This window comes from Imperialibacter sp. (assembly GCF_040222385.1).
In the GTDB taxonomy this organism is placed as follows: domain Bacteria; phylum Bacteroidota; class Bacteroidia; order Cytophagales; family Cyclobacteriaceae; genus Imperialibacter.
On the sequence record NZ_JAVKDF010000038.1, the window covers coordinates 19,618 to 45,323 of the forward strand.

At 45.6% G+C, this 25,706-nt stretch carries 25 protein-coding genes; 5 read left to right on the top strand and 20 right to left on the bottom strand.

All coding sequences use genetic code 11. The annotated features are described in order from the left end of the window. Positions 1 to 2: 2 nt before the first annotated feature. The 8 genes from map to RIG68_RS19705 form a co-directional block, all read right to left on the bottom strand. A complete protein-coding gene (map, locus tag RIG68_RS19670) occupies positions 3 to 764 on the bottom strand; it encodes a type I methionyl aminopeptidase (RefSeq protein WP_350126125.1) in 762 nt (253 codons plus the stop codon). 33 nt (positions 765 to 797) lie between these two features. Then, positions 798 to 1,958 (bottom strand): sterol desaturase family protein, encoded by a 1,161-nt coding sequence (locus RIG68_RS19675; RefSeq protein ID WP_350126128.1) that lies wholly within the window; start codon positions 1,956 to 1,958, stop codon positions 798 to 800. Positions 1,959 to 1,968: 10 nt separating this feature from the next. After that, positions 1,969 to 2,964, bottom strand: coding sequence for a ketoacyl-ACP synthase III (locus RIG68_RS19680; RefSeq protein WP_350126131.1), 996 nt, complete (start codon positions 2,962 to 2,964; stop codon positions 1,969 to 1,971). After that, positions 2,942 to 4,243, bottom strand: a complete 1,302-nt coding sequence (locus RIG68_RS19685) for a F390 synthetase-related protein (RefSeq protein ID WP_350126134.1) — start codon at positions 4,241 to 4,243, stop codon at positions 2,942 to 2,944. Before RIG68_RS19685 ends, RIG68_RS19680 begins: the two co-directional genes overlap by 23 nt. Further along, on the bottom strand, positions 4,240 to 5,097 hold the full coding sequence (locus RIG68_RS19690; protein WP_350126137.1) for an MBL fold metallo-hydrolase: 858 nt from the start codon (positions 5,095 to 5,097) through the stop codon (positions 4,240 to 4,242). Before RIG68_RS19690 ends, RIG68_RS19685 begins: the two co-directional genes overlap by 4 nt. Continuing rightward, entirely contained in the window at positions 5,094 to 6,086 is a 993-nt protein-coding gene (locus RIG68_RS19695; protein WP_350126140.1) for an NAD-dependent epimerase/dehydratase family protein, read from the bottom strand. The genes RIG68_RS19690 and RIG68_RS19695 overlap by 4 nt, the downstream gene beginning before the upstream one ends. 124 nt (positions 6,087 to 6,210) lie before the next feature. Beyond that, positions 6,211 to 6,975 carry a hypothetical protein gene (locus RIG68_RS19700; RefSeq protein WP_350126143.1) on the bottom strand — a complete coding sequence of 255 codons (765 nt, stop codon included), beginning with the start codon at positions 6,973 to 6,975 and terminating at the stop codon, positions 6,211 to 6,213. Positions 6,976 to 7,104: 129 nt separating this feature from the next. Further along, the gene (locus tag RIG68_RS19705) at positions 7,105 to 10,053 is read right to left on the bottom strand and encodes a CHAT domain-containing protein (protein ID WP_350126146.1); all 2,949 of its coding nucleotides are present in this window, start codon (positions 10,051 to 10,053) and stop codon (positions 7,105 to 7,107) included. 534 nt (positions 10,054 to 10,587) lie between these two features. Here RIG68_RS19705 and RIG68_RS19710 point away from each other — a divergent pair. The 3 genes from RIG68_RS19710 to RIG68_RS19720 are packed head-to-tail and all read left to right on the top strand — an operon-like array spanning position 10,588 to position 13,225. Next, positions 10,588 to 11,346, top strand: a complete 759-nt coding sequence (locus tag RIG68_RS19710) for a hypothetical protein (protein WP_350126149.1) — start codon at positions 10,588 to 10,590, stop codon at positions 11,344 to 11,346. Between the two features lie 4 nt (positions 11,347 to 11,350). Further along, on the top strand, positions 11,351 to 12,694 hold the full coding sequence (locus tag RIG68_RS19715; RefSeq protein ID WP_350126152.1) for a hypothetical protein: 1,344 nt from the start codon (positions 11,351 to 11,353) through the stop codon (positions 12,692 to 12,694). Between the two features lie 3 nt (positions 12,695 to 12,697). Then, positions 12,698 to 13,225, top strand: a complete 528-nt coding sequence (locus RIG68_RS19720) for a TRADD-N-associated membrane domain-containing protein (RefSeq protein ID WP_350126155.1) — start codon at positions 12,698 to 12,700, stop codon at positions 13,223 to 13,225. Between the two features lie 31 nt (positions 13,226 to 13,256). Here the strand turns inward: RIG68_RS19720 and RIG68_RS19725 are convergent, their stop codons facing one another. From RIG68_RS19725 to RIG68_RS19745, 5 genes are all read right to left on the bottom strand, one after another. Continuing rightward, positions 13,257 to 13,811 (bottom strand): GNAT family N-acetyltransferase, encoded by a 555-nt coding sequence (locus RIG68_RS19725; RefSeq protein WP_350126158.1) that lies wholly within the window; start codon positions 13,809 to 13,811, stop codon positions 13,257 to 13,259. Between the two features lie 5 nt (positions 13,812 to 13,816). After that, on the bottom strand, positions 13,817 to 14,131 hold the full coding sequence (locus RIG68_RS19730) for a hypothetical protein (protein ID WP_350096362.1): 315 nt from the start codon (positions 14,129 to 14,131) through the stop codon (positions 13,817 to 13,819). Positions 14,132 to 14,215: 84 nt separating this feature from the next. Beyond that, positions 14,216 to 15,154, bottom strand: a complete 939-nt coding sequence (locus RIG68_RS19735) for a DUF4249 domain-containing protein (protein ID WP_350074186.1) — start codon at positions 15,152 to 15,154, stop codon at positions 14,216 to 14,218. A gap of 4 nt (positions 15,155 to 15,158) precedes the next feature. Beyond that, complete coding sequence (locus RIG68_RS19740) at positions 15,159 to 17,540, bottom strand: TonB-dependent receptor (RefSeq protein WP_350126162.1); 2,382 nt, start codon at positions 17,538 to 17,540, stop codon at positions 15,159 to 15,161. Positions 17,541 to 17,790: 250 nt separating this feature from the next. Next, positions 17,791 to 18,660: a TolB family protein gene (locus tag RIG68_RS19745; RefSeq protein ID WP_350126165.1), complete on the bottom strand. Its 870-nt coding sequence runs from the start codon at positions 18,658 to 18,660 to the stop codon at positions 17,791 to 17,793. 643 nt (positions 18,661 to 19,303) lie between these two features. Here RIG68_RS19745 and RIG68_RS19750 point away from each other — a divergent pair. Both RIG68_RS19750 and RIG68_RS19755 read left to right on the top strand, forming a co-directional pair. Continuing rightward, entirely contained in the window at positions 19,304 to 19,651 is a 348-nt protein-coding gene (locus RIG68_RS19750) for a type II toxin-antitoxin system RelE/ParE family toxin (RefSeq protein WP_350126167.1), read from the top strand. Further along, a complete protein-coding gene (locus RIG68_RS19755; protein ID WP_350126170.1) occupies positions 19,648 to 19,959 on the top strand; it encodes a helix-turn-helix domain-containing protein in 312 nt (103 codons plus the stop codon). The genes RIG68_RS19750 and RIG68_RS19755 overlap by 4 nt, the downstream gene beginning before the upstream one ends. 388 nt (positions 19,960 to 20,347) lie before the next feature. On the opposite strand, the gene RIG68_RS19760 is transcribed toward RIG68_RS19755, so the two are convergent. The 7 genes from RIG68_RS19760 to RIG68_RS19790 all read right to left on the bottom strand — a co-directional run bounded on the left by RIG68_RS19760 (position 20,348) and on the right by RIG68_RS19790 (position 25,546). Further along, positions 20,348 to 21,049: a DUF8453 domain-containing protein gene (locus RIG68_RS19760; protein WP_350126173.1), complete on the bottom strand. Its 702-nt coding sequence runs from the start codon at positions 21,047 to 21,049 to the stop codon at positions 20,348 to 20,350. 18 nt (positions 21,050 to 21,067) lie between these two features. Continuing rightward, entirely contained in the window at positions 21,068 to 21,589 is a 522-nt protein-coding gene (locus RIG68_RS19765; protein ID WP_350126176.1) for a TPM domain-containing protein, read from the bottom strand. A 188-nt stretch (positions 21,590 to 21,777) separates the two neighbouring features. Continuing rightward, positions 21,778 to 22,446: a hypothetical protein gene (locus tag RIG68_RS19770; RefSeq protein WP_350126179.1), complete on the bottom strand. Its 669-nt coding sequence runs from the start codon at positions 22,444 to 22,446 to the stop codon at positions 21,778 to 21,780. 883 nt (positions 22,447 to 23,329) lie between these two features. After that, a complete protein-coding gene (gene ybiA / locus RIG68_RS19775; protein ID WP_350126182.1) occupies positions 23,330 to 23,887 on the bottom strand; it encodes a riboflavin biosynthesis intermediates N-glycosidase in 558 nt (185 codons plus the stop codon). Positions 23,888 to 23,921: 34 nt separating this feature from the next. Further along, a complete protein-coding gene (locus tag RIG68_RS19780) occupies positions 23,922 to 24,347 on the bottom strand; it encodes a hypothetical protein (protein WP_350126185.1) in 426 nt (141 codons plus the stop codon). Positions 24,348 to 24,526: 179 nt separating this feature from the next. After that, positions 24,527 to 24,940, bottom strand: a complete 414-nt coding sequence (gene ybiA / locus RIG68_RS19785; RefSeq protein WP_350126187.1) for a riboflavin biosynthesis intermediates N-glycosidase — start codon at positions 24,938 to 24,940, stop codon at positions 24,527 to 24,529. 180 nt (positions 24,941 to 25,120) lie between these two features. After that, positions 25,121 to 25,546, bottom strand: a complete 426-nt coding sequence (locus RIG68_RS19790; protein ID WP_350126190.1) for a hypothetical protein — start codon at positions 25,544 to 25,546, stop codon at positions 25,121 to 25,123. Between the last annotated feature and the right edge of the window lie 160 nt (positions 25,547 to 25,706).

Consider the following 25,706-nt stretch of genomic DNA (forward strand, 5'->3'; position numbering starts at 1 on the left):
CCTTACCAAATCTCATTGCTTTCAGTAAGAATCACTGGCTCTCCATCTGTCACGATAATGGTATGCTCGTGTTGTGCGACGAAGCCACCCTTATTTCCTACGAGCGTCCAGCCATCTTTTTGCGTCTTTGCAAAAGTAGACTTGGTGGCAATAAAAGTCTCGACGGCCACCACAGAGTTTTTCATAAACCGCTCTCTATTGAAGCGGTTGTAACAATTCAGAATCTCCTCTGGTGCTTCGTGGAGGCTTCTGCCCACTCCATGCCCTGCCAGGTTTCTTATCACAGTAAAACCATCCTTCCTCGACTCAATTTCTATGAGCCTGCCAATGTCTGCCACACGTACGCCGTCTTTTATTTCGCTGATGGCTTTCCGGAGTATTTGCCTCGATGCATTCACCAGCCTGCCATGGTTTCTATTGTCTTTCCCCAGAACAAATGAACCTCCATTGTCGGCCCAAAAGCCATTGAGCTCTGCAGAAACATCGATGTTCACCAAGTCTCCATCTCTAAGCACTTTCGTTTTTGCAGGTATTCCGTGAGCTATTTCATGGTTTAGACTGATGCACGTGTGCCCTGGAAATTTATATGTGAGGAATGGTGCAGACCGGGCACCAAACTCTTTCAGAATTCCGCCGCCATATTCGTCCAGTTCTCTGGTAGACATCCCAGGCCGGGCATACTCTCTCATCCGCTTCAAGGTGGTGCCCACCACCTGACTGATTTGCTTGATACCTGCTAATTCTGATTGAGAAGTGATCGACATGGATTGAATCTGATGGTTTTGTTTAGAGGGCGTTTACGACAGTTGCGCACTATTGGTTTGGTTCTTTGAACTGGAAAATGACGTCACCCTTTTTTGTTTGGGCGAAAAGAAAAGACGTCTCAGCGTTTCCAGTCCATGCAGGCCAATTATCACAGACAGGCCTGTCAAAATGGGCTCGTTGATTGAAAGCGTCAAAAGGAATAGCACAATAAAGACATTAGTACAGGTAACCCATAAAATAGCGCCCCACACCTTGTTTTCGGCGAGGCCGCCGTTGGCAATAGTGGCCAGAAAAATAATACTGAATAGGATCAGCTTGGGAGTGCCAGCCCATGATGGTTCCTTGTAGATATAAAAAAGCAACAAACAGAACAGCAGTAGCCCTCCAAAGCCAACAAAGGCATCGCTAAAGAACGTTCTTTGAGCCTCATGCTTTTTCAATTGCGGCAGTGGAAGACGAAGCCACTTCAAAAAAGGGATGTTATTGGTCCAGAATGGGTTTTCCGATGGAACAGCATCATTGGTGCCGAATTCAATATCAATGTCATCACGTTCTGCCTGAAATGTACCGAATAGTTTGTCCCATATCACGAAGGTACCACCACAGTTTTTATTGATGTACTCGGGGTTTTTGCCATGATGTACCCTGTGATGAGAGGGAGTGATCATGATATGCTCCAGCCAGCCACTCTTTTTCACAATCCTGTTATGGTTATAAAACTGAATGAAATAGTGGACTGAAGAAACTACGATAAAAATTTCGAGTGGCACACCTAAAATAGCCAGTGCAGCGAAGAATGGGAAGGAGGTAAGTGAAGAATACCAGGAGTTTCTGATCCCCAGCGATAGACTGAAATGCTCTCCCTCATGATGGACAACATGCACTGCCCAAAGGAGGCTGATAGCATGGTGGAGCCTGTGCAGCCAGTAGAAGCAAAAGTCCCAGGCGACAAACGCAAAGACCCATTGCAGGGCGATAGGCCACTGAGCCACCCAGCCAAAACTGAAGTGCGTCAGCAGCCAATGGAAGGCCAACACCTCCATACCCCGGAAAATCCAAAGCAGAATATGACCGGAGTTGAGGTTCATGACGATTTCTTTCCATGGGATTTTCTCCTGCAGGAAGTACCTGATGGCGATGAGCTCCAGCAGTACCAAAAGGAAAAGAAGACCTGTGCCGTATACTAGGTTCATGACTTCAAACTTAGAATCTAAATAACAGTCCACCAACGGAAAACCCAGCCGCAGTGCCAATCAATAGACAACTGTCGCCTTTTTTGAGCCGTCCTGTTTCGATGGCTTCTGTCAAAGCTAGCGGAATGGAAGCGGCTATGCAGTTGCCGTAGCTCGCCAAGTTATTGACGACTTTGTCAGTTTTGCCACCAAGGAGACTGTCAAGCAGCATCAAGCCTGACTTGCTGGCTTGGTGAGGGACGATTATATCCACCTCTCGGATTGATGAGCCAGTTTGGCAAAAGAGCTTTTCCGTAAACTCGGGCACTTTTTGCATGGCCAGTTTCAGCAGCTTTTTTCCTTCCATACTAAAGGAATGAAGTGTTGCATCGTAGGGGTGATCCTTGAAGAAGAACCTGTTTCCACCGCCTCTGATGATGGTGTGTTCGGCTCCCTCGGAATAGGTGACCAGGCTGTGTTTCACAAGGCCGCTTTCTCCGGTATCATCAAAAGAGACGATGATGGCAGCGGCGGCATCGCCAAAAAGGCTGAACGTTTCTTTGTGTTCAGGATTGAGACCCTTTGAAGCTATTTCTGCACTCACAATGGCGACGTGTCGGCAGTCGCTGTCGTTGAGCAGGCGGGAGGCATAGTCCAGTGCGGTTACAAAGCTGAGGCAGGTGGTGTCGATGTCGATGCAACCGAAATCCGTGTTGTGCCAACCCAGCTCATGCTTGATCATGCTGGCTTTGTTGGGTAGGGGATAATCATAGGTGGCTGAGGCAGCAATGAGGCAACCAAGGTCTTCCGGTTGCAGCTCGGCACTTTGCATAGCCTTTTTTAATGCCTCTGCACCAAGCCAGCTGTTACTCTCAGTGGTGGCAATGTGGCGTTTCTCCACGCCAGAATACTTGGCGATCCATCCCGGTGGAAGACTGAGCTCTTTTTCCATGTCTTCCGAATGGACAACACGAGCTGGCAAACTGGATCCAGCGCCAGTAATCTTAAATGGTCTGATGACTTTCATTCCTTATTCTTTTGAATTTGACTCCCTTTTGGAGGAGTTGCTTTTCTTCCCGGACAATAGTGACATCGGGAATACCAAAAATTTCAAATAAAGACTGAAGTGCACTTTCAGCTTTTCCGTATGCGTTTAAAAAATCTCCTTTGCTTACTTCAATAAACAGGCCAATTTTTTTCTCACTTCGCCGGATCACCACGTAATTGTCAATTGCATCGCTGCTGAAAGCCACAGCCTGGCGGATAAAATCGGGGTAAATCGTGATTGTTTTGTCATCGTGGACAAACTCAAAAACGTCGTCAGACCTGCCCTCTATTTTAGCGATTTGCATCGTTTTTAGCCCGCAACTGCATGGCTCACCTTCATGAATGATGTCGTTCAGTTCGTAACGAACAATGGGCTGGGTCGTTCTCAGAAGGTCGGTGATAATGGGGTGAAATCTCTTCTTCTCCTCGTCCAGGTACTTTTTCTCAATCAGCAGCCAATCTTCATTGAAATGCAGAAAGCCTGCCTTGCAGGTGTGAGCCAAAAATCCCTCCGTACATTGGTAGACTTGCTCTATCTTTTTTTTAAAGACCTTTTCTAAGTAGGCTTTCTGGTCATCTTCCAGTACTTCCGCCACTGAAATGACTTTTTCGAAGCGAGCAGCTATCTGCTTTTCTTCAAAATATCGGGCAATGTGCATGAGCACCGATGGCTGGCCGACCAAAATGTGAGGCCTGGAGGCTGCAACCATCTGGCAGTGCTGGGCCATATCACTTTTTATATCAAAGAATTGAAACTGGAGAAGAGAGGAGTTGACCGACTCATAAAGCGTGCTGTTGGCCCTGAGAAAAAAAGCGACTTTTCGTTTTCGCAATGAAAAACCAATGACCCTGTCTAAAATTGCAGCTACCCAAATGGCCCTCTCCGTTTGACTGGCGAGGAAGATGCCTCTGTTTCCGCTCGTTCCGGAAGAAAGCCCAATGGTAATGCCTCCAATGGTCGGAGAGTAATCTCTTGATTTTTCGCTATCGAGCCCCACTTTAAAAGCCTCTTCTTTTGTAATGCCCACCGTATTGATAAGGTCAAAATCGGCCATGAACGAGCTTTTGTCCATGATGGGAAACTGGTTGAGCGGCTGACCTGAAAGTGCTTTGTAGAAGGGTGATTTTTGGAGATTCTTTCTCCAACGCTTTTCTTTTGTGCTTCGCAGTTGGTCAAGCGACTTTTGGTTATAGCGCTTTCTTCCTTGCCAGCGGAACAAAAGAAAATACCACAAGATTTCAAGTTTGAAGCCGATCATGATGGTGAGCCGTTTAGTGCTGTCAGCGTTTCGAGGCAGTGGCAGGGGATGATCAGGGTCTCCGGGTGAGCTTTGTGATAATTGTGTACCCGATTCAGGCTGGCCTTGTACTCGGCCCATGAGTCAAAGAACAGACGGACGATAGGGTGGGGGAGCTTCAGGTCGGCATAGGCTGGTTTCAGCCAGGCTGCATCTGAGATGAGAAAGACTGGCCCTTTTTCCGTGGCGAGGAGGGCCCCCAGCTGCCCTTTGGCATGACCATCCAGCCTGGTCAAAAAAATGGTGCCATCATCAAGCAGGTCATGCAATGCCCCCAGGTGCTCGTCTTTCGATGTGCCTTTTTCGACATTAATAAAGTCGGTTCTTTTTGCAAAATCTTCAGGCAGTTGTGGGGGAAGAAATCCTTTTTTCAATGCACTCAATCCGCTTTTTGCTTTGATATCGTCATAAGCTGCCCGGTCGCAAATGAAACGGGCATTCGGGAAGTCTCTAAGCCCCCCGATGTGGTCGGCGTGAAAATGGGATACAATGATATAACGGACCTCTTCCGGCTGTATCCCCTCGGCTAACAATTGCGCAGCAGCTTCTTCCTGGGGTTTTATAAAAACGGGTGTAAATGCCCGGTACAACTTGTACGGATAGGAGCTTGTGCTTGAGAAAAACCGTTTTGTGTAGCCGGTGTCGAAGAGGATTACGCCATGCTTTGGATGTTTGATCACTGCATAGGTGGCGTAAAACCGGATGGTCTTTTTTGGCGCTCCCTTCTGTGCATGGTGCCAGCTGGCTGTACAGTAGCCAGCGGACTTCAGCTCAAAACTTACTATTGGGCCTGTTTGGTTTTGTAAGTTACTCATTGGTAGGCTGTTTTGTACCACTCGGCAAATTCGTCAATGGCCTCCCAGGTGCTTTGCTTAGGAGCATAACTGAGGTGTTTTCTGGCCGCCGAGATGTCGAGTGTCATAGAGCGGGCAAGTATGCCAACCGACTGCCGGGTCAGCACGGGCTCCTTTTCCGACTTAAGGAGTAATGCCTTCCATTCCATGACTGTGGCAGCCAGGGCGGCCACCGGGTAGGGGACTTTGCCACTGGGCGGGGGCAGGTCGAATTTGTCGAGCACATAGCTAATGGCTTCCCAAAGCCTGACTGGTTCCCCGTTGGTGATGTTGTAGGCACGTCCAGAGGCGGCTTCAGGTGCCTGGAGTGCCAACTGCACCGCCTGCACCACGTTCGATACTGCGGTTAGATCTACCACGTTTTGCCCGGATCCCACTACCTTCAGCCGCCCCTCATGGTAAGACCTGATCAGCCTGGGGAAGATGACGGTGTCGCCTCTTCCAATCAGTGCCCGTGGCCGGATCGAAATATAGCTCAAGCCGGACTTCTCAAGCAACCGCTCAGCTTGTAGTTTGGTAGCAGCGTAATTGTTCGAAGCCTTTTGGGGCAGGGGGTCACTTTCTTTTACATTGAAGCGATTTTGGAAGTTGAAGTAAATGGCCGGAGTGGAGATATAGACGTAGCGCTGTACGCCAGCTTTTTTACTGGCAGCAATCAGATTAGCCTGGGATACGATATTGGCCTGGTAGAAAGCGTCGTAGCTGCCCCAGGGTGAAGACAGGCTGGCACAGTTGACGACGACATCGATGGGTTGTTTGAACAACCCCTCTACATATCCGGTGTCCACAAGGTCACCAAGCTGGTAATTTAGCTTTTGGCTTTCAACTGTGTGAAGCGGGTCGGGCTTTCGTCCGGCAGCAACTATTCGGCTTATTTTGTCATCCAAAGCCAATGCCTCAGCTATTCTGGAACCAAGGAATCCGGTGGCGCCTGTTACAAGTACGTTCATGATAAGCCCTGGTTGTTTGACGCTCTAAATTAGTCAATCTTCCGCTCATCCGTATGGCGGCAAAAGGGAAAGAGCATTGAGCCAACGGCACAATGCTCTTACAAATCATGAGACTTAGTTAAGACTATTCGTAGGGTTGAATGCAAGTGATTTCGACGCTGTAGTGATCGCCCGGATAGGCCTGGCAGACGCCGATATCGGGATTTGGTTCGTAGTCTTCCAGTATTTTGGCACCTATATAGTACTTTGTTCCCTGGTCAGGATTGTCGGGTATTTCTACCCCGGCAGCAACGGAAACCGGCTGAAGAAGGAATGAACGGACGCCGCCAGCTTGTTCCGTTCTTAGGGCCTGAAGCCACAGGTTGCCCCAAATGCCAGCCCCGCACACAACTGAGGAAGTCTCAACAGCCCATCCACATTCGATTGACTCAGGAAGTGCAGGTACCTGCTCTGCATTCGATGTATTGACTACCCAGGCCTGAAAACCCTCGATGGGTCTGTTCCCTTCCATAATCTCAAGTAGATCAAAGGAGAGCTCTTCGGTAGGAAGTGCTTCACACAGGTCGTTATTGCTATCGTGTATCAGCGCAAAGGTGACGACGGCGGGAATGGTTGAAGAGTCAATGGTTCCGTCCCACACTAGTTTGAAGTCATGTTTTTTGCAGCCGCCCCCATACTGTACTGTTACTTTCAGTAGCGAGTCATTCAGTACAGCTTTTTTGATAACGAAGGGGTCGCCAGTCGTTTGCGAGGTGGCAGCAATAAAGGCATCGGCATTGACTTCCCAACTAGTGGCAAATCCCGATGAGGGAGTAACCGGCTCGTTTTGGCAGGAGAACACGGCCAGTGAAAAGGCCAGCACTAGCAGACTTGAAACAACAACTTTCATAGCTCAGGGGTTTGTTATAAGAAACCTTTTGCAGCCATTTGGTTGGAAGCCGTTGCTACAGTTTATGTGGAAAAAGCAAAGGCCCCATCAATGTGGAGCCTTTGATTGAGGAGGTAAGATCGGTAAGACTTAGTTCATCATGACAAAGGCACCCCAATAGTAGGGCTCGGCATATTTGGTTCTCAAGGCATTTTGAGCTTTGGCAAACGCCACCTGCTTGTCGCCCGACTTCAAAAACTCTTTGTAGAAGTTGACCATCAGTTCCTGGGTAGCTTCGTCGTTTACTTTCCACAAGCTCATGATGATTGACCCGGCTCCGGCAACCTGAAACGCCCTTTGGAGACCATACACACCTTCGCCGCCTTTGATTTCACCAAGGCCAGTTTCGCACGCACTAAGGATGACCATGTCGGTTTGTTCAAGGTTGAGGTTCAGCACTTCGTAGGCAGTAAGGATGCCGTTGTCAGCTGTATTGATCTCTTTGTTTTCGACACTGCCCGTGGTTCCTTCCACACCAGCCATAAAGAGACCCGAACGTAGTAGTGGATTTTCCTTGGCCTTGCTGATTTCCACGCCGAGTACTTTGTCGCCATCAGTGCCGGCAACGTCCTGAAGGAAGAAACCATGGGTAGCGATATGGAGAATCCTTGGGTTTTTGACCTGATCCTTTAAGAGCGCCTCTGTTGCCTGATCCTGCATGTACACATCTGCTGTGGTTCCGGAAGTCTTGGCCAGGGCGCTAATGGCCTGCACTTCCTTCTGTGTTCCCGGTAGAGGTGAAAGCGTACTTTTCGATCCATAGTTGGGGAAGCCTACAAGCACTGTGTTTTTCGAAGCACTTTTGGCGCTGGCAGTTTGGGCTAGCTGCCTCGTACTGCTCAATAACACTATTTCATGTTTGTCTTTCACATAGCTACCATCGGCGGCCTTGAGTGTGATCACGTTTATCTGGTTGTACACGCCGTCGAGCGACATATACAATTTTTTGCTGCTCGCAACCCTGCCTGCAATAGGCTTCCAAAACTGCTCGTAGGTAATAGCGTCCTCCACTTTGTTGGTCACCATGTTGCGGTAGGCTTTGGCGTATCTGGTTTCAAGGTCTTTGCCGTTGCTGATGGTGACAAGCTCTGGCGATGTAGCCCCATTTTTCACCAGCGCAAACGTGTATTTGCTGTTGTCGGTCAGCGACTTGTCAAATGAAGGATAGGTGATGATCTCAACGGCCATCTCACCGGCTTTGAGTTTAGCAGCCACATCGGCAAGTTTGACCGACGGCAGCTTGTTGGCATCAGAAAAGTCGCCACTCATTTGGTTGAGCTTTCGCTCCAGGCCGTTGGCGGAAGACTCCAGGGAGTCCAGATTGATCTTTTGCTCTTTCAGCTCATCTTTAGAGAGCGAGTAGTAACTGGCCAGCGACTCCTTCAGGTTCGTCCAGTTGAGGTAGGTGTCGATGAGTGGCTGGTTGCCGCTATTCAAAATGTTTTGACGAAGCTTGACAGAACTGCTCAGCAAAATACCCTTAGTAGACAAATGAGCTTCATACATCCTGGTGGCCAGCTCGGGCTTCTTGCTGCTGTTCTCTGCTGCAAAATTGTAAAAAGCCAGAAAGGATGGCCGTACTTTGTCCCAATACTTGCCTTTTTCGTTTTCGCTCATGGCGCCGAAATACTTTTCAAGCAGGTCCATATGTTTGGTAAGCAGGGCTCCAAAGGTGGAATCGGCCTTGTCCGTCTCGCCCTTCTTCCAGCGGGTAACGGCCATGTTTTCGAGGGTTCCGAGGTATTCCGGATGGTTGTTGCCGAAGTTTCTTTCGTAGATACCAATCACATCGCTGAAGGTAGTGACGGCCTTGTCGTACTGATCGGTGAAGTAATAGTACTTTCCAAGGTTGCGCAAAGTGGCCGCATAGGCCGGGTGATCTTCCTTCAGCTTTTTCTTATAAATCTCCACAGCGCTGGTCAGCAAGCCTTCTACCTCATCCGTTCTGCCCAGTTCCATGTACAGTCCGGCTAGCTGGTTTTGAATCTCAGCATAGTCGGGGCTGCTCTTGCCAAAGCGTTTCTCCTTCAGTTCCAATAGTTCTTTGTAAATGGCTTCGGCTTCGGTGTACTTCTTCTGGTTTTGATAAATAACAGCCAGGTTGATCTTTAGCTTCGTGAAGTCGGTCCCTTTTTCGTTGATGTGCTTAGCGGCCAGTTCAATGCTTTTGTTGAGGCTACTCACCGCCTGCTCATTCCTGCCTAGCTCAAAACGGAGAATGGCTTCATTGTTTAGTGCAACGGCATACTCCATCTGGTCGTCAGAACCATTTTTAGCCATCAGTCTAAGGCATTCAGCCATGGCTTTCTCGGCCTCGGTGTACTGCCCCAGGTCTTTGTAAAGCACGGCCAGGTTGTTGAGCACAGAAGCCATGGCCTGGCTGTTAGGGCTGATTTGTTCTTTGATCAGGGTTTCCGTTTGCTCGTAGTAACTTTTGGCGATGGTAAACTGACCTTGAGAGTGGTGGAGGATAGCCATGTTCATCATCGTTTTGGCCAGGCCGTACTTTTCCAGCAAATCAAGAGAGTTGTTGGACGTAATTACTTCCACTACCTCAAACAGGTTGTTGTCGTTGTAGGCACTGAGAATTTGATCACTCAGGTAGCTGGTGGCTAAACTGCCACCATAGTTTTCGTCGAGCAGATAGTTCAGACCGCCAAGAAAATTCATTCTTGCGCTCCACTTACTGATATTTAGTGCAATACTGCCTGAGCGGTTGGAATCAAACACCTTTTCAGCTCTGGTCAACTTCACCACATTGTTGCCGGAGTTGTCAGTGTAGTTTTTTGCCCCCAGTAAAAAGGCATTCTGGTTGTCTTCTCGGTTATCGAAAAATGACACCTTGGAGCCTTGAGAAATGGCCAGGTTGTAGAAGGTGGTGTCTTTGGTGATTTGCTTGTCTCTCGGAGATGAAGTGAGCGATTCGGTGAGATTTTTCTTGAGTTTGTTCATCAGCTGTGCACTAGCCTGAGGAGCAAACAAACCGCTAAAAAGAATTGTGACCAGCGAAAAAATTGTTTTGAATGAGAAGGTTTTCATAAGATCAATGATGGATTCAAAGTCAAAATGATTGATGGAACGGAATAGATATATTCCGGTTTCAAATATGGCGATTTTTAGAACAATGCAGAAGGATTCTCTAGTTGACTACATTTTTGATGTGGCATTTGTTGGCGCCAATAAGAGCTAAAGCAATTGAAAAAAATAAAGATGGCATCCCAAATACTCATGGTTTTCAGTGGATGTCCTAGACTGATTTTGGCTTCAGAGGTAAATATTTGTTATAGATTTTGACTATTATATACAGTGATAGAATTTTATTTTTAATAGCAATTAGCTAATTTCAATGAAAGTAATTCATTGCATATGAGGGACTTAATTTGCATTTTTCGTTGTTTTGCTTTCACTATTTTTTTAGTCAATTGCGGAATCGACGACGATTCAGACTGTAGTGCATGCACTGACTGCACAAAGTGCCCTGAATGTCCGTTGTGCACTGAGTGTGTAGAAACTGAATATTTGTTTGGAAGGGATTCGTCCTTCACAACGTATCAAATAGATACAGTCTTCACGATGACCCAAAGTTCAACTGATACTATCTTTTATGATACGCTTATAGTTCCCATTGACACCCTTACGGTGTTCGACTCTATTTTTGTAGAAGCGCCGGATTCCCTTTTCCTCGCAGACTTGGACAGCACACCAATAAGGTATGAGTATGTTGAAGTGACGTCTGAAAAACTTAACGAAATTGATTCAATGAACTATAGTTCACCTGACAGCCTATATCTATTCGATTTCGACCATATCATTCAGGTGGATAGCGTGATGACACTTGACACAGTTGCCAAGTCAGAAAGTACGAAAAGGTCGCACTTTTATTTCTGTTTGGAAGAGGCCACTCAGAAGACATTAGATTTTTACACTAAGTCGTCTGCTTTTTTGAGTTACGTCACCGGAAACTGGAGAAGTAGTGATGTTTTGAAATGTGCCATTGGAGATGATGTTTCGTCTCAGTATTCAAACTTCGTCGTAAGATTCGACGTGGTTGAATTTAATGCGACTTCAATTAGGTTAAGTTACTTGTCGGCCTTTGGGCAACCTATTTTGATGACAAAAGGCACCATCGATATTAGTGCTGACACGGATTTTTCGTCAGAAACTATTGTCGGTACAAGAGATAACGGAAAGATTATCAGGTTTGAAAACTTGGTGAACAATATTAATTCCACCACGCTAGAATGTACGCTGGAAGACGTTTTCGAATGTGGAGATGACGGTGGCCGACTATTTAGGCTTGGTACGGCCAAACTACGCTGCGATAAATTTTGAGCCGATGACAGCACAAAAGGTCTTGCTTCTTATTTTTATCACCTTGTTCACAGGTATAAAGCTTGCTGCTTGCCAGCCGTCAAAAAGTTTTAACCCTGAGACATTGGATAGAATTCAGCTATATGATTCTTTGGATTATTTCTTGTCAAAGTATGGGCAAGAATACGATGCAATTTTACGAGACAAAATTGCAAACATTGCTAATTACGAAGTGGAGGTTAGTGAAAAAGTGGACACTATTTATGTTGGTTTTTTATGGAATCTGGCCACGTTTTATTCGATTTTATTTGAACTCGAAGATGATACCATCCATTTGAACAAGGCTGTGGCGAAGTACCAAAAAATGATTGAGATTTCGTTTTCAAAAAAATCGGTTGGAGCAGCAAATCATAATTTGGCTCAAATCTATTTTTGGAGGTCAGATTACAAAAACTCAGCGACTTTTTATAAGAAGGCAATTGAGAACTTTGCCCTTGCCAGTGGTGAATGTCCTGAGTGTCATGAACGATTGATTCTGTCGAAGATAGGTCTGGCCGAGCTTTTCTTTGACGTCGAGAACCTCAAACAAGCCGATGAAATTTACACAAGTATTTCCAGTGAGAGTCTGGATGAGGAGAACAAATTAATCATTCTTATTAACCATTCCTTGGTGAAAAAAGCGTTAAAACAGCCACAAGTTGCTTTGAACAAGATTAACCTGGCCTTTGAGATTTTAGATAAGGATGTTGAGTTGCGAGAATACTACATAGACCAGATACGATTAATTAAAGCTTTTATTTTACTGGATACGAACTTATCCGATCAAAGTTTGGATGCAGTAAATAGTTTGTTAAGCGACATCGATACATTGGTATTTCAGGTTGGCGATGCTGATAAGATGTCATCTTTCTATGCTACAAAAGCTAGGTATTTTAGTGCAGTTGGCGATAATATTGAGGCACTACGATATATGAATTTGGGAATTGCATCAGCTACAAATATGGCCTATGAAAGAGATTTACTTCACGCATATAAGGATCTCTATGAGCTTTCGATATCCACAAATGTTGAGAAGCCTGAATGGCTACTTGATTCCCTGTATGTCCTTACTTTCCGTGATCTCGCCAATGTTTATAGCGTGCAGAACTCGCTGATTGACGAACAACTGAAGCTAAGTGAAATTTTGGATTCGCAACACTCCGAAAAAGAAACTTTTTTGAACATATCGATAATAGTAGGCGTGTTGATTTTGGTGTTGATTTTGGCATTGGTTTTTTTTTACAGCAAAAAAATCAGGTCATTGAAGTCTGAGCTTTTTGATATACAAACCAAATTGAGACAAGATACAGTACCTGATGAGGAATTTTAAGAAATGAGCGAAAGTATATTTTTCACCTACTTAGGAATTGTTCTGGTTGTCTTGGTGTCCTTGATATTTTTGATTCCAAGACTGACAAAAGTAAAGCAGGAAGATTTGGTTTCTGCGAAGGGTGATAACCCTATTGTTAGAATTCTTGAAGAATTTTATCAACTAAGAAATAACCAAGCGAAACTCGCTTTTAACTTCAGCATTATCTCGGCATCCCTGGGCTTTATGTTAATACTCTTCTCTCTCCTTAACTTTTTGAATACTAAGGACGAAAACTTCGATATAGATAAAGGCTACTTATCTCTACTTTCCGGCATAGTGATTGAAGCAGTGGCAGCTCTTTTTTTTAGAACACATGTAAGAGCTGATAGAGAAATTCAGAGAAATATAGACGGACTCAGAATCCATGCTCTGCTCCATGAATTCAAAAATGACAATGAAAAGGATGAAACTCGTAAGCTAATAATTGAAAATTTATTGACAAAATCTCTTGACAATAGAACGAAGCTGAAAAGTGATCAGAGTTCGTAGTTGGTGGCCAAACAAGCACATACAATTGAGTTTATAGATCTTTGCCTAATGCCTTCACCATATCATCATCGCCGCCGTTCAAATCAAAGGATCCCACTTTGATAAAGCCATTTTTTTCATAGAACCTTCTGGCCCTTGGGTTGCCGTGCTGCACACCGCCCCAAAGAATGATGTGCGTGGCACCCGACTTTTTTGCTTCATGCTCCAGCATGGTAAACATAATGTTGGCCAAGCCGGTGCCATGGTAATTTTCGTCGACGGAGGGAGCATACGTGGCATAGCGGTATTGGTCTGTGTCGATGCCGTAGCTGCGGAGGCGATCTGCATCATGCTCAAGAATGCCGGGATTTAGCAGGCAGTAGGCCACACACTTGTCGCCAGCAAAAACTGTGAAGCGAATACATGGGTCAAGATCCAGGTTGTTGCAGATCGCATTTACCGTGGCTTCGTCGAAGGGATGAGGCCCAAATCGTTTGCGGGTGAGTTCAGAAAACGCTGAAAAGTATTTGAGCAGGGCCGGTGCGTCTGTCCTTTCAAGTGGCCTTATGACCACTTCCTCACCGGAGGATAAAATGACTTTTTTCATACCACTTACTTCAGCGTTTTAACGTACGCAAGGGACTTTGCAGCCAGCGCCGGCCACTTGTTCTCGTAGTCAACCGGCACCCGAATCCAGCCTCCCATGGGTGGGCGCTCCGGCATAGGGCGAAAAACCTCACAACCGTCGAGGCTCAGGGCTTCATTCTGTGCTTCTCCTTCCAGCTTAAACACCAGATTGTCCTTCCAGGCCATAAAGGCAGCCTTGCCGTTGGGTGCTTTCACGCAAATGGCACCAAACATCTTACTCTTCTTTGCCTCCGGCAAAGACTCAGCGATTTCGTGAAAAAGCTCTTCTGTTCTGGTCATAACTTGAAAGGGACGGCTTTAAACTAAAGTAGCAAAAAGACTGGCTTTCTGCTACTTTATATGACCCAAAGAAACGCTCGTTGCTTAAGGTGTTTCGTTTTCAGCCACCAGCTTCTTACCAAAGCTGCTCACAGTAGACACGTTGAAACAGCCCACCACTTTCACACCTTCCTGAGACGGGATAATATTCGTCGGTACATTATCAATGGGTGTGGCGAAAAGCTCTCCAAAACCTCCGGGGCGATCAATTTGGATTTTCATCAGGTTAAGGAAATCGAAGGTGGCTTCAGACACGGCATGGATTTCGACATAAATGGAATCTCCGTCCAGATAAGATGGTAAAAACTTACCTGTGTCTGGATCCTCGTCGGTGCTAAGATTGATGCCAGTGCCAGACCTTACAGGTGTGATAAAGATAAGTCCATCTACCTCCGAGCCCCGGCTAAATCCGGCGTCGTAGGCTGTTAGTATTTCAGCTGGCTTGTTGAGGTATTTTCCATTTTTCCAGCCCTTGATCCAGTAAGCATTGCCTGGCCCATCTAAATCCCTGGCCCAAACTTCTGCGAACCATGTGGCAAGCGCAAAGTCGTTTTCCGGCTCAAAATTAAATGTGATGCTATCAATTTTTGGTACGCCTTGCGTGACAGAGGACGAGGTGTACTCAATGCCTTCGGTTAAAACGCTGAGTGAATACTGAACGCCAGGGAGTCCCAGTGAATCGTCGCTTTGCGAAGGATCCCACTCGTACCATCCGTCTGTATTCGACTCTGTAAATAGAAATACTCTTCCCTGATCGTCGGTGATGCTGACCTCAGCACCAGAAACACCCGCAGGCCTGTTTTTGTCAAAGTAGTATTGGGTTTTGGTTACTTTGATCACTTGCACTTTGTCCTGGCTTGTGACGAAAGCATCTATTGAAACTACAGGCTCGCTATCAGCCAGCTCGGGATAGATCACGTCCTCGCAGGCAAACAATGAAGAGACGAGAAGGGCAGCGACTATATATATGTTTGCAGATTTCATACGATTAAAACTTGAAGTTGTAAGTAATGGAAGGGAACACAGAGCCGATAATGGCAACACGAATGGCCTCGGTTGGAAGAGGTTCTCCGGATACTGGTCGGTCTCGTCCCTGGGTAAAGTAGATAGAGAACGGGTTACGTCTGTTGTACACGTTGTACACCGAAAGCACAAATTGATCAGTCACCTTTCGGGGCTTGCCGTTTCTTTTCACAGTTTTTCCGTTGAGTGTTGCGCCAATGTCGAAGCGATGGTAGTCTGGTATTCTCACGTTGTTACGGCCGTTGCCATAGTTAAAGGGCACCACGTAGTCCTGCCACTCAAACCTGTCCGTTGGGAAGGTGGTAGGCGTGCCTGTGATGTAGCTGAAGTTGGCCGAAAAAGAAAGACGGGGCGTGACATCATAAAAGGCGGCCACTTTCACATTGTGAGTTTGGTCGTAGCGGGTAGCATACCAGTTGTTGTTGTTAATGCCGTCTACCTTCAGCTCGGTTCTTCCGAGCGTATAACTCACCCATCCGTTCAATTTCCCTTTCTTTTTCTGCACGTATAGTTCTAGTCCGTAGGCCCTTCCAATACCACTCAACACATCACCCTCCAAAAAGGGGTTGATCAGTAGGTCGGCACCGTCGATGTAGTCGATCTGGTTTTTGGTGCGACGGTAATAGACTTCGGCCGAGGCTTCGATCATGTTGTCATTGAAATTCCTGAAATACCCCAACGCCACTTGCTGCCCGGTTTGCGGCTCAATATTGTTTGTGCTCGGTGTCCATACATCCAGCGGATTGCTAGCTACCGTGTTCGAAATCAAGTGAACATACTGGGCTGTTCTGTTGTAGCTACCTTTGACGGAACTCTGAGGATCGACTAACAAAGAGAACGATGCCCGGGGCTCAAAATTAAAGTAGGTTTGAATGGTTTCGAGATTGTCTGCCTCCGAAACCGACGTTACGTTTCTTCTCACACCGGGCTCTGGTGAGTCATATTCAAAATATTTGCCAGGCCCCATATAGCTAAACGATGAAAGGCGAAGACCATAGTTGATAGTGAGTGCCGACGACAGTTTCTGTTCGTTGCCTGCGTATACGGCACTCTCCAGCCCAAACTTTTTATCGAGACTGATGTTGCTTACTTCTCCGTTGCTCACACCGAGGGCGTTGGCGGGGTCAAACTGATATACAGTGGCATCGCCACCAAAGCTCAACTCGTTGTTCGTATTGATGAAGTAGCTAAACTCCGGCTTGAAGTTGAACGTGGTTATTTCTGATGTCCACTCAAATTTATCCAGGTCATTTTCTCCGAAGGCCAAAGAATAGTCGTAGTTGCTATAAAACGCTGTGAAGTTTGAAAACAACCGGTCGTTGAACAGGTGGTTCCAACGGATAGTGGCCGTTTTGTTGCCCCAGTCAAATCCCTGCCGGGCATCGAATAAGAACTTATCTCTTCCGAAATAGCCGGAGGCAAATACCCTGTTCTTTTCGTTGATGTTGAAGTTGGTTTTCACCGTCAGGTCGTAGAAATAGAGCTGGGCACCATCGTCCAACACGTCGGTAAATGGCTTCGCCAGCACGTCGGCATAGGAGCGACGCCCTGCTATGATGAAAGAAGACTTTTCCTTTTTGATAGGGCCCTCTACCGCCAGACGGCTGAAGATGGTGCCTACTCCTCCCGCTACATCATAAGATTTGTTGTTACCCTCTTTCATCCTTATATCAAGGATAGAGGAAATTCTGCCTCCGTAGCGGGAAGGTATAGCGCCTTTGTAAAGCTTAATGTCCTTCACTGCATCTGGGTTAAACACGGAAAAGAAACCCAGTAGGTGAGAAGAGTTAAACACTGGAGCTTCATCGAGCAGCACAAGGTTTTGCCCAACCGAGCCACCACGCACATTGAAGCCCGAAGCACCCTCGCCAACGGTACTTACACCCGGAAGCAGCTGTATCGTTTTCAGCACGTCGACCTCACCAGCAAAGGCAGGCACTTTGGTGATGGTTTGCATGTCGAGCTTGGCGACGCTCATTTCAATGCTGGTCACATTGGCATCCTCTCTTTCAGCAGACACCACTACTTCCTGCAACTGCTGCTGCTCGGAACGTATTTCCACGTCCATGCGAACATTTGCCTTTAGTTCTACCGTCTTCACCGTCGTTTCATATCCTACATAGCGGTATTCGAGAGTGTAGGTGCCCGGTGGCAGCGTAATGGAATAAAAACCATAAAAATTGGTCACGGCTCCGTCGCCGATTTCTTTCACAAGCACATTGGCCCCGAAAAGGTCTTCCCCGTTGGCAGCGTCTTTCACATAGCCATTTACGGTGACCTTTTCCTGTGCGAATGTTTGGAAGGCACTAAAAATCAGGCAGAGCCCGAGCAATAAAGTTTTTTTCATTGAGTTGTTGAGATTGATCTGAATAAATTCACTTAGCCAGTTACGATAGTTTAAAGCAGGGGTTGGGAGTTGTTGAAAAAATAATGTAACGATAACCTGGAAGAGCCCGAACAAGTATTGACCCAACGTGTAGATTCATTTTGTAGTTAATAGTTTAGTTTGCTTAGTAGTAAACTTAAACCATTAGTACCCCTATGTGTTTTGGAATTACTTAAGAAAAAAATATTAATAGTGCAGAATAAACTCCTGATCATTCATTTACAACCATGGCCAGCTTGTCTCCTTTGGGGCCAACGGCCAGTCGGGTGATGCCTTTCAATTGGAAAGTGCTGGCAAGATCAGCTATTTCTGTCCATGCCTTCGTAGATGCCGACCAAGTGAAGAGCTTGCTGCCCTGACCCATGATGATTTTGCCATCTGGTGTCCAGACCATGTCTTGCGAATCGGCAAGGACTTCACATATTGTTTCAATTTTTCCAGTTTCTGTGTCCAGCGACTGGATAAGCGCCGGCTGCCCTTCTCTGTTCTGCAGAAAGCTGATGAGTTGGCTACCTGGGATGTTGTGAATAGATCGGCCAATATTGCTTGCGACAATTGTATTCGTTTTGGCAGAAAGATCCGAGATCTGAAGCGTTTGAGGTTCGCCCAGCACAAACGACACCAGCGTGTTGTCATCTCTCCAGGCGTGATAACCAATCACAAGGTCGGGCACTACAATCACCGGCTCACCCTTCTTCAACGGAAACTTCCACAGTAGCTGTGTGCCATCTACCTCTCTGATGCAGGAGATGTATTTCCCATCGGGTGTGAGGGTAGGGGAGTATTCGTTGGAGGCGTTGTTCGAAAAATTTGTTTTGGTGCCCCTGGCCGGATCGTAAATGAAAATGTCGATCTGCGGAGAGGCATCCTGCGACACGAAAAAGAGCTCGCCAGTCTTTTTGGAGAAGGAGGGCTGGTTGTCGTAGCGGCCGGGGTTGGCCGATACGTTAATGGGGTTGGAGACGCTGATCGTTTCGCCGTTGGCTTCCAGGTCGAAAAGGTAAACCTCGGTGCTGGGCTGGGCAATGGCTGATAGTGAGAGGAGGGAGGCCAATGCGAAGAGGAGAGAGGCTGGTTTCATATTGCTAAAGGTTTGTGCTGGCAATATACTATTTGAGGAAATAGGAGCCAGCTAACTTTGAGATACTTAATTCAGGAGTTTTATCGTTCTGAGGCGAGAAAGAAGGTGAGAATGCCAGGCAATTACCAAGCGGCATGAACGCCCGGCTATCGTGCGTGGGGGTTTTTAATGTAGTTCAGTTCCAATAGCACTTAGCCCCGCCCGACTGAACGTCGTTCGGGCGGGCACGCCGATGATAAATTTGTACTTTGTGGCGGAGAATCCAAGCGAGCCACCGTCAGTTTAACCGGCGAGCCCCCATTCGCTCTGTGTTGTTGCCCTTTTTCATTGTCTGGCAGCGCCATCAGCAGGACAGCCTTCCTTGCGTTGCAGTTGTCCATGGCCTTGCAGACTGACTGTCTACTGTAGGTGCGATGGCCGTGCGGGCGTGAATCGCCGGTGAAAGGGGATTGTGCGTAAGCGGCGTGGGCGAAAAACAGAGTGGGGGTATTGCGGCCTTAGTCCTGTCATTTACATTTACTTAGCCACAACAGAATTTAAATTGCTGAGAAAAATAGTCAAGCATTCAAATCATTCATGGATTAAAGTTTCCTTTTATTGAAACTTTAAATAGCTTTGCTATGTATTAATTCATGTTGATTTAGTGGAGAAAAAGTTTGAAATCAAGTTGCTGGAAGAGGCTTTCGAATTCATCAAAAGCCAAAATGATAAAGTTCAGGACAAGATATTCTACAATATCCGAAAGGCGCAGATTCTAAATGATCCGAAACTTTTCAAAAAGCTAAATCAAAACATTTGGGAATTCCGAACCAAATATACCGGACTTCAATATCGGATTCTCGCCTTTTGGGATAAGGAAAATAACGAAATGACGCTGGTTTGCGGTACACATGGATTTATCAAAAAAACTGATAAAGTAAGCCCTCAGGAAATTGAAAAAGCCGAACAGATCAGGGTTGAATACTTTGAACAGAAAAAGAAGGGAATATGAAAAAGTATAGTTTAGACGAAGCACAGGATTTACTAATTGGCAAGATAGGAACACCTCGAAGAGATCAGTTTGAATTTGAGTTGAAACTTGAACTCATTGGTGATATGATCAAGACAGCTCGCAAGGAACGTCACCTAACGCAAGAACAGCTTGGCGACCTGATTGGCGTTAGAAAATCCCAAATTTCTAAACTTGAAAACAATGCCAAAAATGTGACTATCGAGACTATCTTGAAAGTATTTGAAGCTTTGAAAGCAAAAGTCAATTTCAAAGTTGAACTTCTGAATAGCGAAATGAATATTGCATAAAGTTGGTTAACAAAATGTAAGAAATTATTTCCACACAAACCCTTCTCACAAACCAAAGCTTCGATTCTTATGTAAACTGAGTGCGCTGGCCGAGTCGGAAGTTGTCATCAAAGAGGGGGCTAAGTATTGGCCGATTGGGCGTGATCAGGATGAGGGGTTGTATGCTTGCACAGAAGATTTATACCGAGCGGCTTGAAACGAGAGCTTTTTGCCCGCCAGTTGAAGACCACAAACGCTTCGAATCACAAGAGCCCAAAGTCTGAAAAAAACCAATGAGCTACAACGCCCAACTATCATCCGTAAGCTGGACTTTTCAAATATCTATAAAAGTATCTCATCCCAAAAGCCTTTGCAAATAGCTCAGTTAGCTTATGGATGATAGTGTTTGTTACTTGCCGTTCTTTTTTCCCTTTGATTTCTGTTCCTCCAAGCGTTTTTTATATTCAGCTTCTTTCCTAGGTCTTGATATTTCTGTAGCGATCTCGCTGATCTTTCTGCTAATCATATTCAGTTCATCAGGAACTTTTTTATAGGCAGCTATTTCCTCATTTGGATAGCTTAATGTTTTACGAAAAGATGAAATATCAATAGTTGACGTGTTTTTATATCTGTTCAGGAATGTGTCCTTTCGACCGATATTGAATTTAACTGATACTTGATGGATCAATTGTTCATCTTTAAAATTGCCAAAGTAAGATGCACCTCCAAGGGCAATTACTAGTTCATTGTTCGGAGCAAGAGCAGTGTATTTTAGTTGGTTGTATTCCTCTTGATCTTTTTCATGATAAAACCTGACCAATGGGTTTTCAGTAAAATCTATTTGGACATTGTAAGCGGTCATTTTACCAATGTTCTTGACTACTAATGTTAGAAGATTGTACCGTTTGTTGTCTGTAACCTCAACGAGGACATCAGGAAGTTTTGAGTCAAGAACTTGATTTAAAGTTATCCCGGCTGTTACCAACGAAAAAACAGAAATTAGTAACGCCGTGCCTTCGATTTTTTTATCCGTTTGTGTCAAAAGCCATATAGCTACCACTGTTAGGAGAAGGAGGCTTAAATAAATTGATGCAGTTCGTAATCTCCTCATAGAAGGTATGGAATGTTATTAATCGTTGCTTTTCTTTCCTACAAGTTCAGGATTTCTATATATCAAGTTAATGATTTCTTTAGATGCCTGAGTAAGACCCCCATTAAAGTTTCCCGCTCTGAATTCTGGGACAATCGTGTTATCAATGATTTGCTTGGCTATCTCATCTTTGATAATGAGTTCAAGGCCATACCCAACTTCGATACGTATCTTTCTATCCTTAATGGCAAGCATTATGAGAATTCCATCATCATAGTTGGCTCTTCCAATTTGCCAGTTCTCAGCTACTTGAATCGAATACTCTTCAATTGTTAGTTCGCCAAGTGAGTCGAGAGTTAAAATAACTAATTGAGACCCGATGGAGTCCTCCAATGATTTAAGTAGTTCGCCTAAGTTGGCTTCTTGATCATCGGTCAACACATCTGCAAAGTCGTTAACTCGTTCATATGAATCATAGATGTATTCACTCCTATTTGATTGGGAGTTGCACCCAAAGGTTGTTAAAAGAGTTAGGAGCAGAATATATTGAAAGTTCCTCATAAAATTAGCTAGGAGCGATTATGGCAAGTAACGCCTGCCTAAAATGAGTGGGGGAGTTTAATGCAGCTCCGCATCCGACACCACTTAGCCACGCCGATGATAAAATTAACTTTTGTGGCGGACAATCCAAGCCAGCAACGCTCAGCTTACCTGAACAGCCCACATTCATTTTTAGGCCTGTGTTACCTTCATTTTTCCCCTTGGTTGGTAGCAGCTCTCCAGTGATTGACAACGTATTTTGACAGGCCGTCGTCTTTGAAGGTGTCATTTACGACTTGTATTATTTGCGCCATTTGATGGTGTTCGGGAACTAGCCAAGTGCCTCGTTCCGAGTCCCAGAACCGCTTCTCAATCAAACCGGCCGGGTCAACGTAGCTAAATGACCTAAACCCTTCTTCTGAGAGTAATTCAACCACATAAGCTGATACATCAGAGCCAGTCAGTTTTTCGATCTGTTCCTCTGTCAGCCTGTACGTTCTACCGTCCTTGACAAACTTCGCAGTCACTTCGCTTTGAGACTTGAGTGTCAAGACTCCAAGAGAGTCCAATTTGTCCCAAAGGCGTTCAAGGTTTGGAGTGGGGTTCAGTTCGGGTATTGCAACAAGGCTATCTTGCCAGTCAATGAAAGCTCTTCGAAAGTTCCATCGCCCATCTTGACTAAGACTTACTTGAGTAACCGTCGAATAGAGCCAGGCACTGAGTGTCCAAAGTCTTACCTCAAATCGGATGCTGTCATAGTCTGGAGGAGCAAGCAATAGCTTACTTATGTCGGCTGAGTCTGGCTCAAAATCGAACTGTGCCCACGTCAGACGAGGAGCTATTGAAAGTGCCAACGCTATGATTAAGATCTTCGCCACTGCAATTGAAGGTAACGCCTCGGTAAAATGAGTGTGGGAGTTTTATGCAGCTCCGCTTCCACTACATCTTAGCCACGCCGATGATAAAATTATAATTTGTGGCGGACAATCCAAGCCAACTTACCTACGACAACCAATGAAGCCCACATTCATTCTTAGCGTCGTGTTACCCTCATTTTCTAGCCAGTTCGTCCGTCAAGGTCACTGTAACGCCCTGTGTCTGAAGTGCCGAAATCGTCAGAAGCAGTTTGGAGTAGTCTGACTTGGACTGTAATTCAAACCGAATTGTTTTTTCATCGTCAATAGTCCGTACAGCCAAACAATTGTCTACACCGTGAGAATAGAAGTTTCTGTATCCACTGATTGTTATATCTAAACTGGAAATATCCGCTGTCCTACAAGTATAATTACCAATTTGTATTTCGTCATGCCCGATTCTTAGGTCAAGAAGCAGTCGCCCACTGAGCGCCTTTTTACTGCTAGGGAATCGACAGTAAGTAAGGAATCCAAGTAACGGAACAAACACCAGTACAATGGTAACAAAATAGGCTTTGAGAGTTGGGTCGGCTGCTATCTGTTCGTCCGTATAGGCATTAGTTATCAATATCAGCGCTGGTATTGCCACAATTGAAGTAATCCATGTGATCTTGCAGACACTAGGTCGGTTTGACTTAGCTGGAATTTCGTCTGGATAATATACGTTAGCGTCGAACATCATTGAGGGTAACGCCTCAGTAAAGTGAGTGTGGGAGTTTTATGCAGCTCCGCTTCCACTGGCACTTAGCCACGGCGATGTTAAAATTAACCCTTGTGGCGGACATTCCAAGCCAATGGCCCTATGACATCTGGTGAAGCCCACATTCACTTTACTGTTGTGTTAGCATTATTTCATTTCCGCATTTAGCTGATCTCTAACCGCCATTAGCGCAAAGCCCAGAAGGTTCAAACCTTTCCATTTGGGAGGAACCGATGCAAACTCGTCAGCTGCGTCCAGACCAATCCCCCAGATCTTATCCACCGGGCTAGCTTCTACCAATATCCGATTCTTAGTGTTGACAAGGAATGCTCCGAGTTCTGGGTTTTGGCTGAACTTGTGGTAGTTACCCTTTACAACTATGTCAAATCTTTTCTCATCCCAGATGTCTTGATTAAATCCGACAACCTCTCTTCCTAGCTGTTTCGCCTTACCTGGAGAACCCGCTTTTAGCACTTCGTCCACCACTCGAGAGTCGGCAAATAGCCTTGCCTTTTCAGCCATCATCCAGTGTTCAGTAGTCGGATAGGTCACGCCGTCGACATGAAACTTGCTCGGCCACCATTGGCTGAAGCATGATCCGGTAACTTCACCACTTGGGTGTTTCTGGTGTCCCCAGAAGAATAGAAACTTAAGCTTCTTACCAGCCTGATAGGCTTTTTCAATCTCCTTTTTCGAGTAGTCCATCTTTTAGTGCAATGCGCTGTGTTAGCCTAGCTTTTCAAATTCGATAGCCGTATGGGCGGACAACGAAAAAATCAAAATAGAATGGAGTAGACTTGACCACGGTCTCGTCATCTCCAACGTCAAATTCCTTAACCAGCCCCTCGATACGATTTGGCCCCAGTTTGTTCGGAACAAACCAAAAGGAAGCCGATCTATTTTGAACCGAAAGTATAGCTGTCGTGTCCAAAAGAATCAGACTATCTAAATGCCCAAGAAATACGGAGAGACTGTCGAACTGAGTATCGTAGAGAGTCATTGCGAAACCCACGGTATCCCCAAGCGCAACTGTATCTCGATTATCTTCAAATGAGTATTTAATGCTAAGGTATTTGTTGTCTTCCCCGTCAGGCTTCCGCTCATTTTCGGTCTTGCAGGATAGAGCCAACACAGCAATTAATACAACCAAACCAAGTAGTCTCATTTCGCTCTACAATTAATGCTAACGCCTCGGTAAAATGAGTGTGGGAGTTTTATGCAGCTCCGCTTCCACTACATCTTAGCCACGCCGATGATAAAATTATAATTTGTGGCGGACAATCCAAGCCAATTAACCCATGATAACTGGTGAAGCCTGCATTCATTTTTACCGCTGTGTTAGCATTATTTCATTTCGGCATTTAGCAGATCTCTGACCGCCATTAGTGCAAAGCCGAGCAGATTTAACCCTTTCCATTTAGGTGGAATTGAGGCAAATTCGTCAGCTGCGTCCAGCCCGATCCCCCAGATTTTATCAACCGGGCTTGCTTCCACCAGCACTCTATTCTTGGTGTTGATGAGGAATGTCCTGAGCTCCGGGTTCTGGCTAAATTTGTGGTAATTCCCGTTTACCACAATATCAAATCTCTTATCATTCCAGACGTCTTGATTAAAACCGACAACTTCTCTGCCAAGTTGTTTTGCCTTTCCTGGAGAGCCTGCTTTAAGCACTTCGTCCAGAATTTTCGAGTCGGCAAAAAGTCTAGCCTTCTCAGCCATCATCCAATGCTCTGTTGTTGGATAAGTCAGACCGTCCACTTAGAATTTACTTGGCCACCATTGACTGAAACACGAACTCGTGGTTTCTCCACTTGGATGTTTCTGGTGTCCCCAGAAGAATAGAAACTTAAGCTTCTTGCCAGCCTGATAGGCTTTTTCAATTTCCTTTTTAGTGTAGTCCATTTATTAGCGCTATAGCTCGTTACTAGCCTTGTTTTTTCAAATTCGATAGTCGAGGGGTTGGACTACAAAAAAATCAAAGTAGAATGGAGTAGACTTGACCACCGTCTCGTCATCTCCAACGTCAAATTCCTTAACCAGTCCCTCGATACGATTTGGCCCCAGTTTGTTCGGCACAAACCAAAAGGAAGCCGACTTGTTTTGGACGGCAAGTATAGCCGTCGTGTCCAAAAGAATCAAACTATCCAAATGCCCTAGAAATACGGAGAGGCTGTCGAACTGCGTATCGTATAAGGTCATTGCGAAACCCACGGTGTCGCCAAGTTCAACAGTATCTCGATTATCGTTAAATGAGTATTTAATACTAAGATATTTGTTGTCTTCTTCATCAGGTTTCCGCACATTTTCGGTCTTGCAGGATAGAGCCAGCACGGCAATTAATACAACCAAACCAAGTAGTTTCATTTCGCTCTGCAATTAATGCTAACATTGAGGCAAGAAACGTACATCTGTCTTCAGTAACGCAGGCTGCATTTCCTTGCCAACTAAAGATAGTAAAATGCAGGGAAGATGTATGTTTTTTGCCGGGTGTTAGGTTCAGGTGCCCCGTACTGTTATGCGTTCC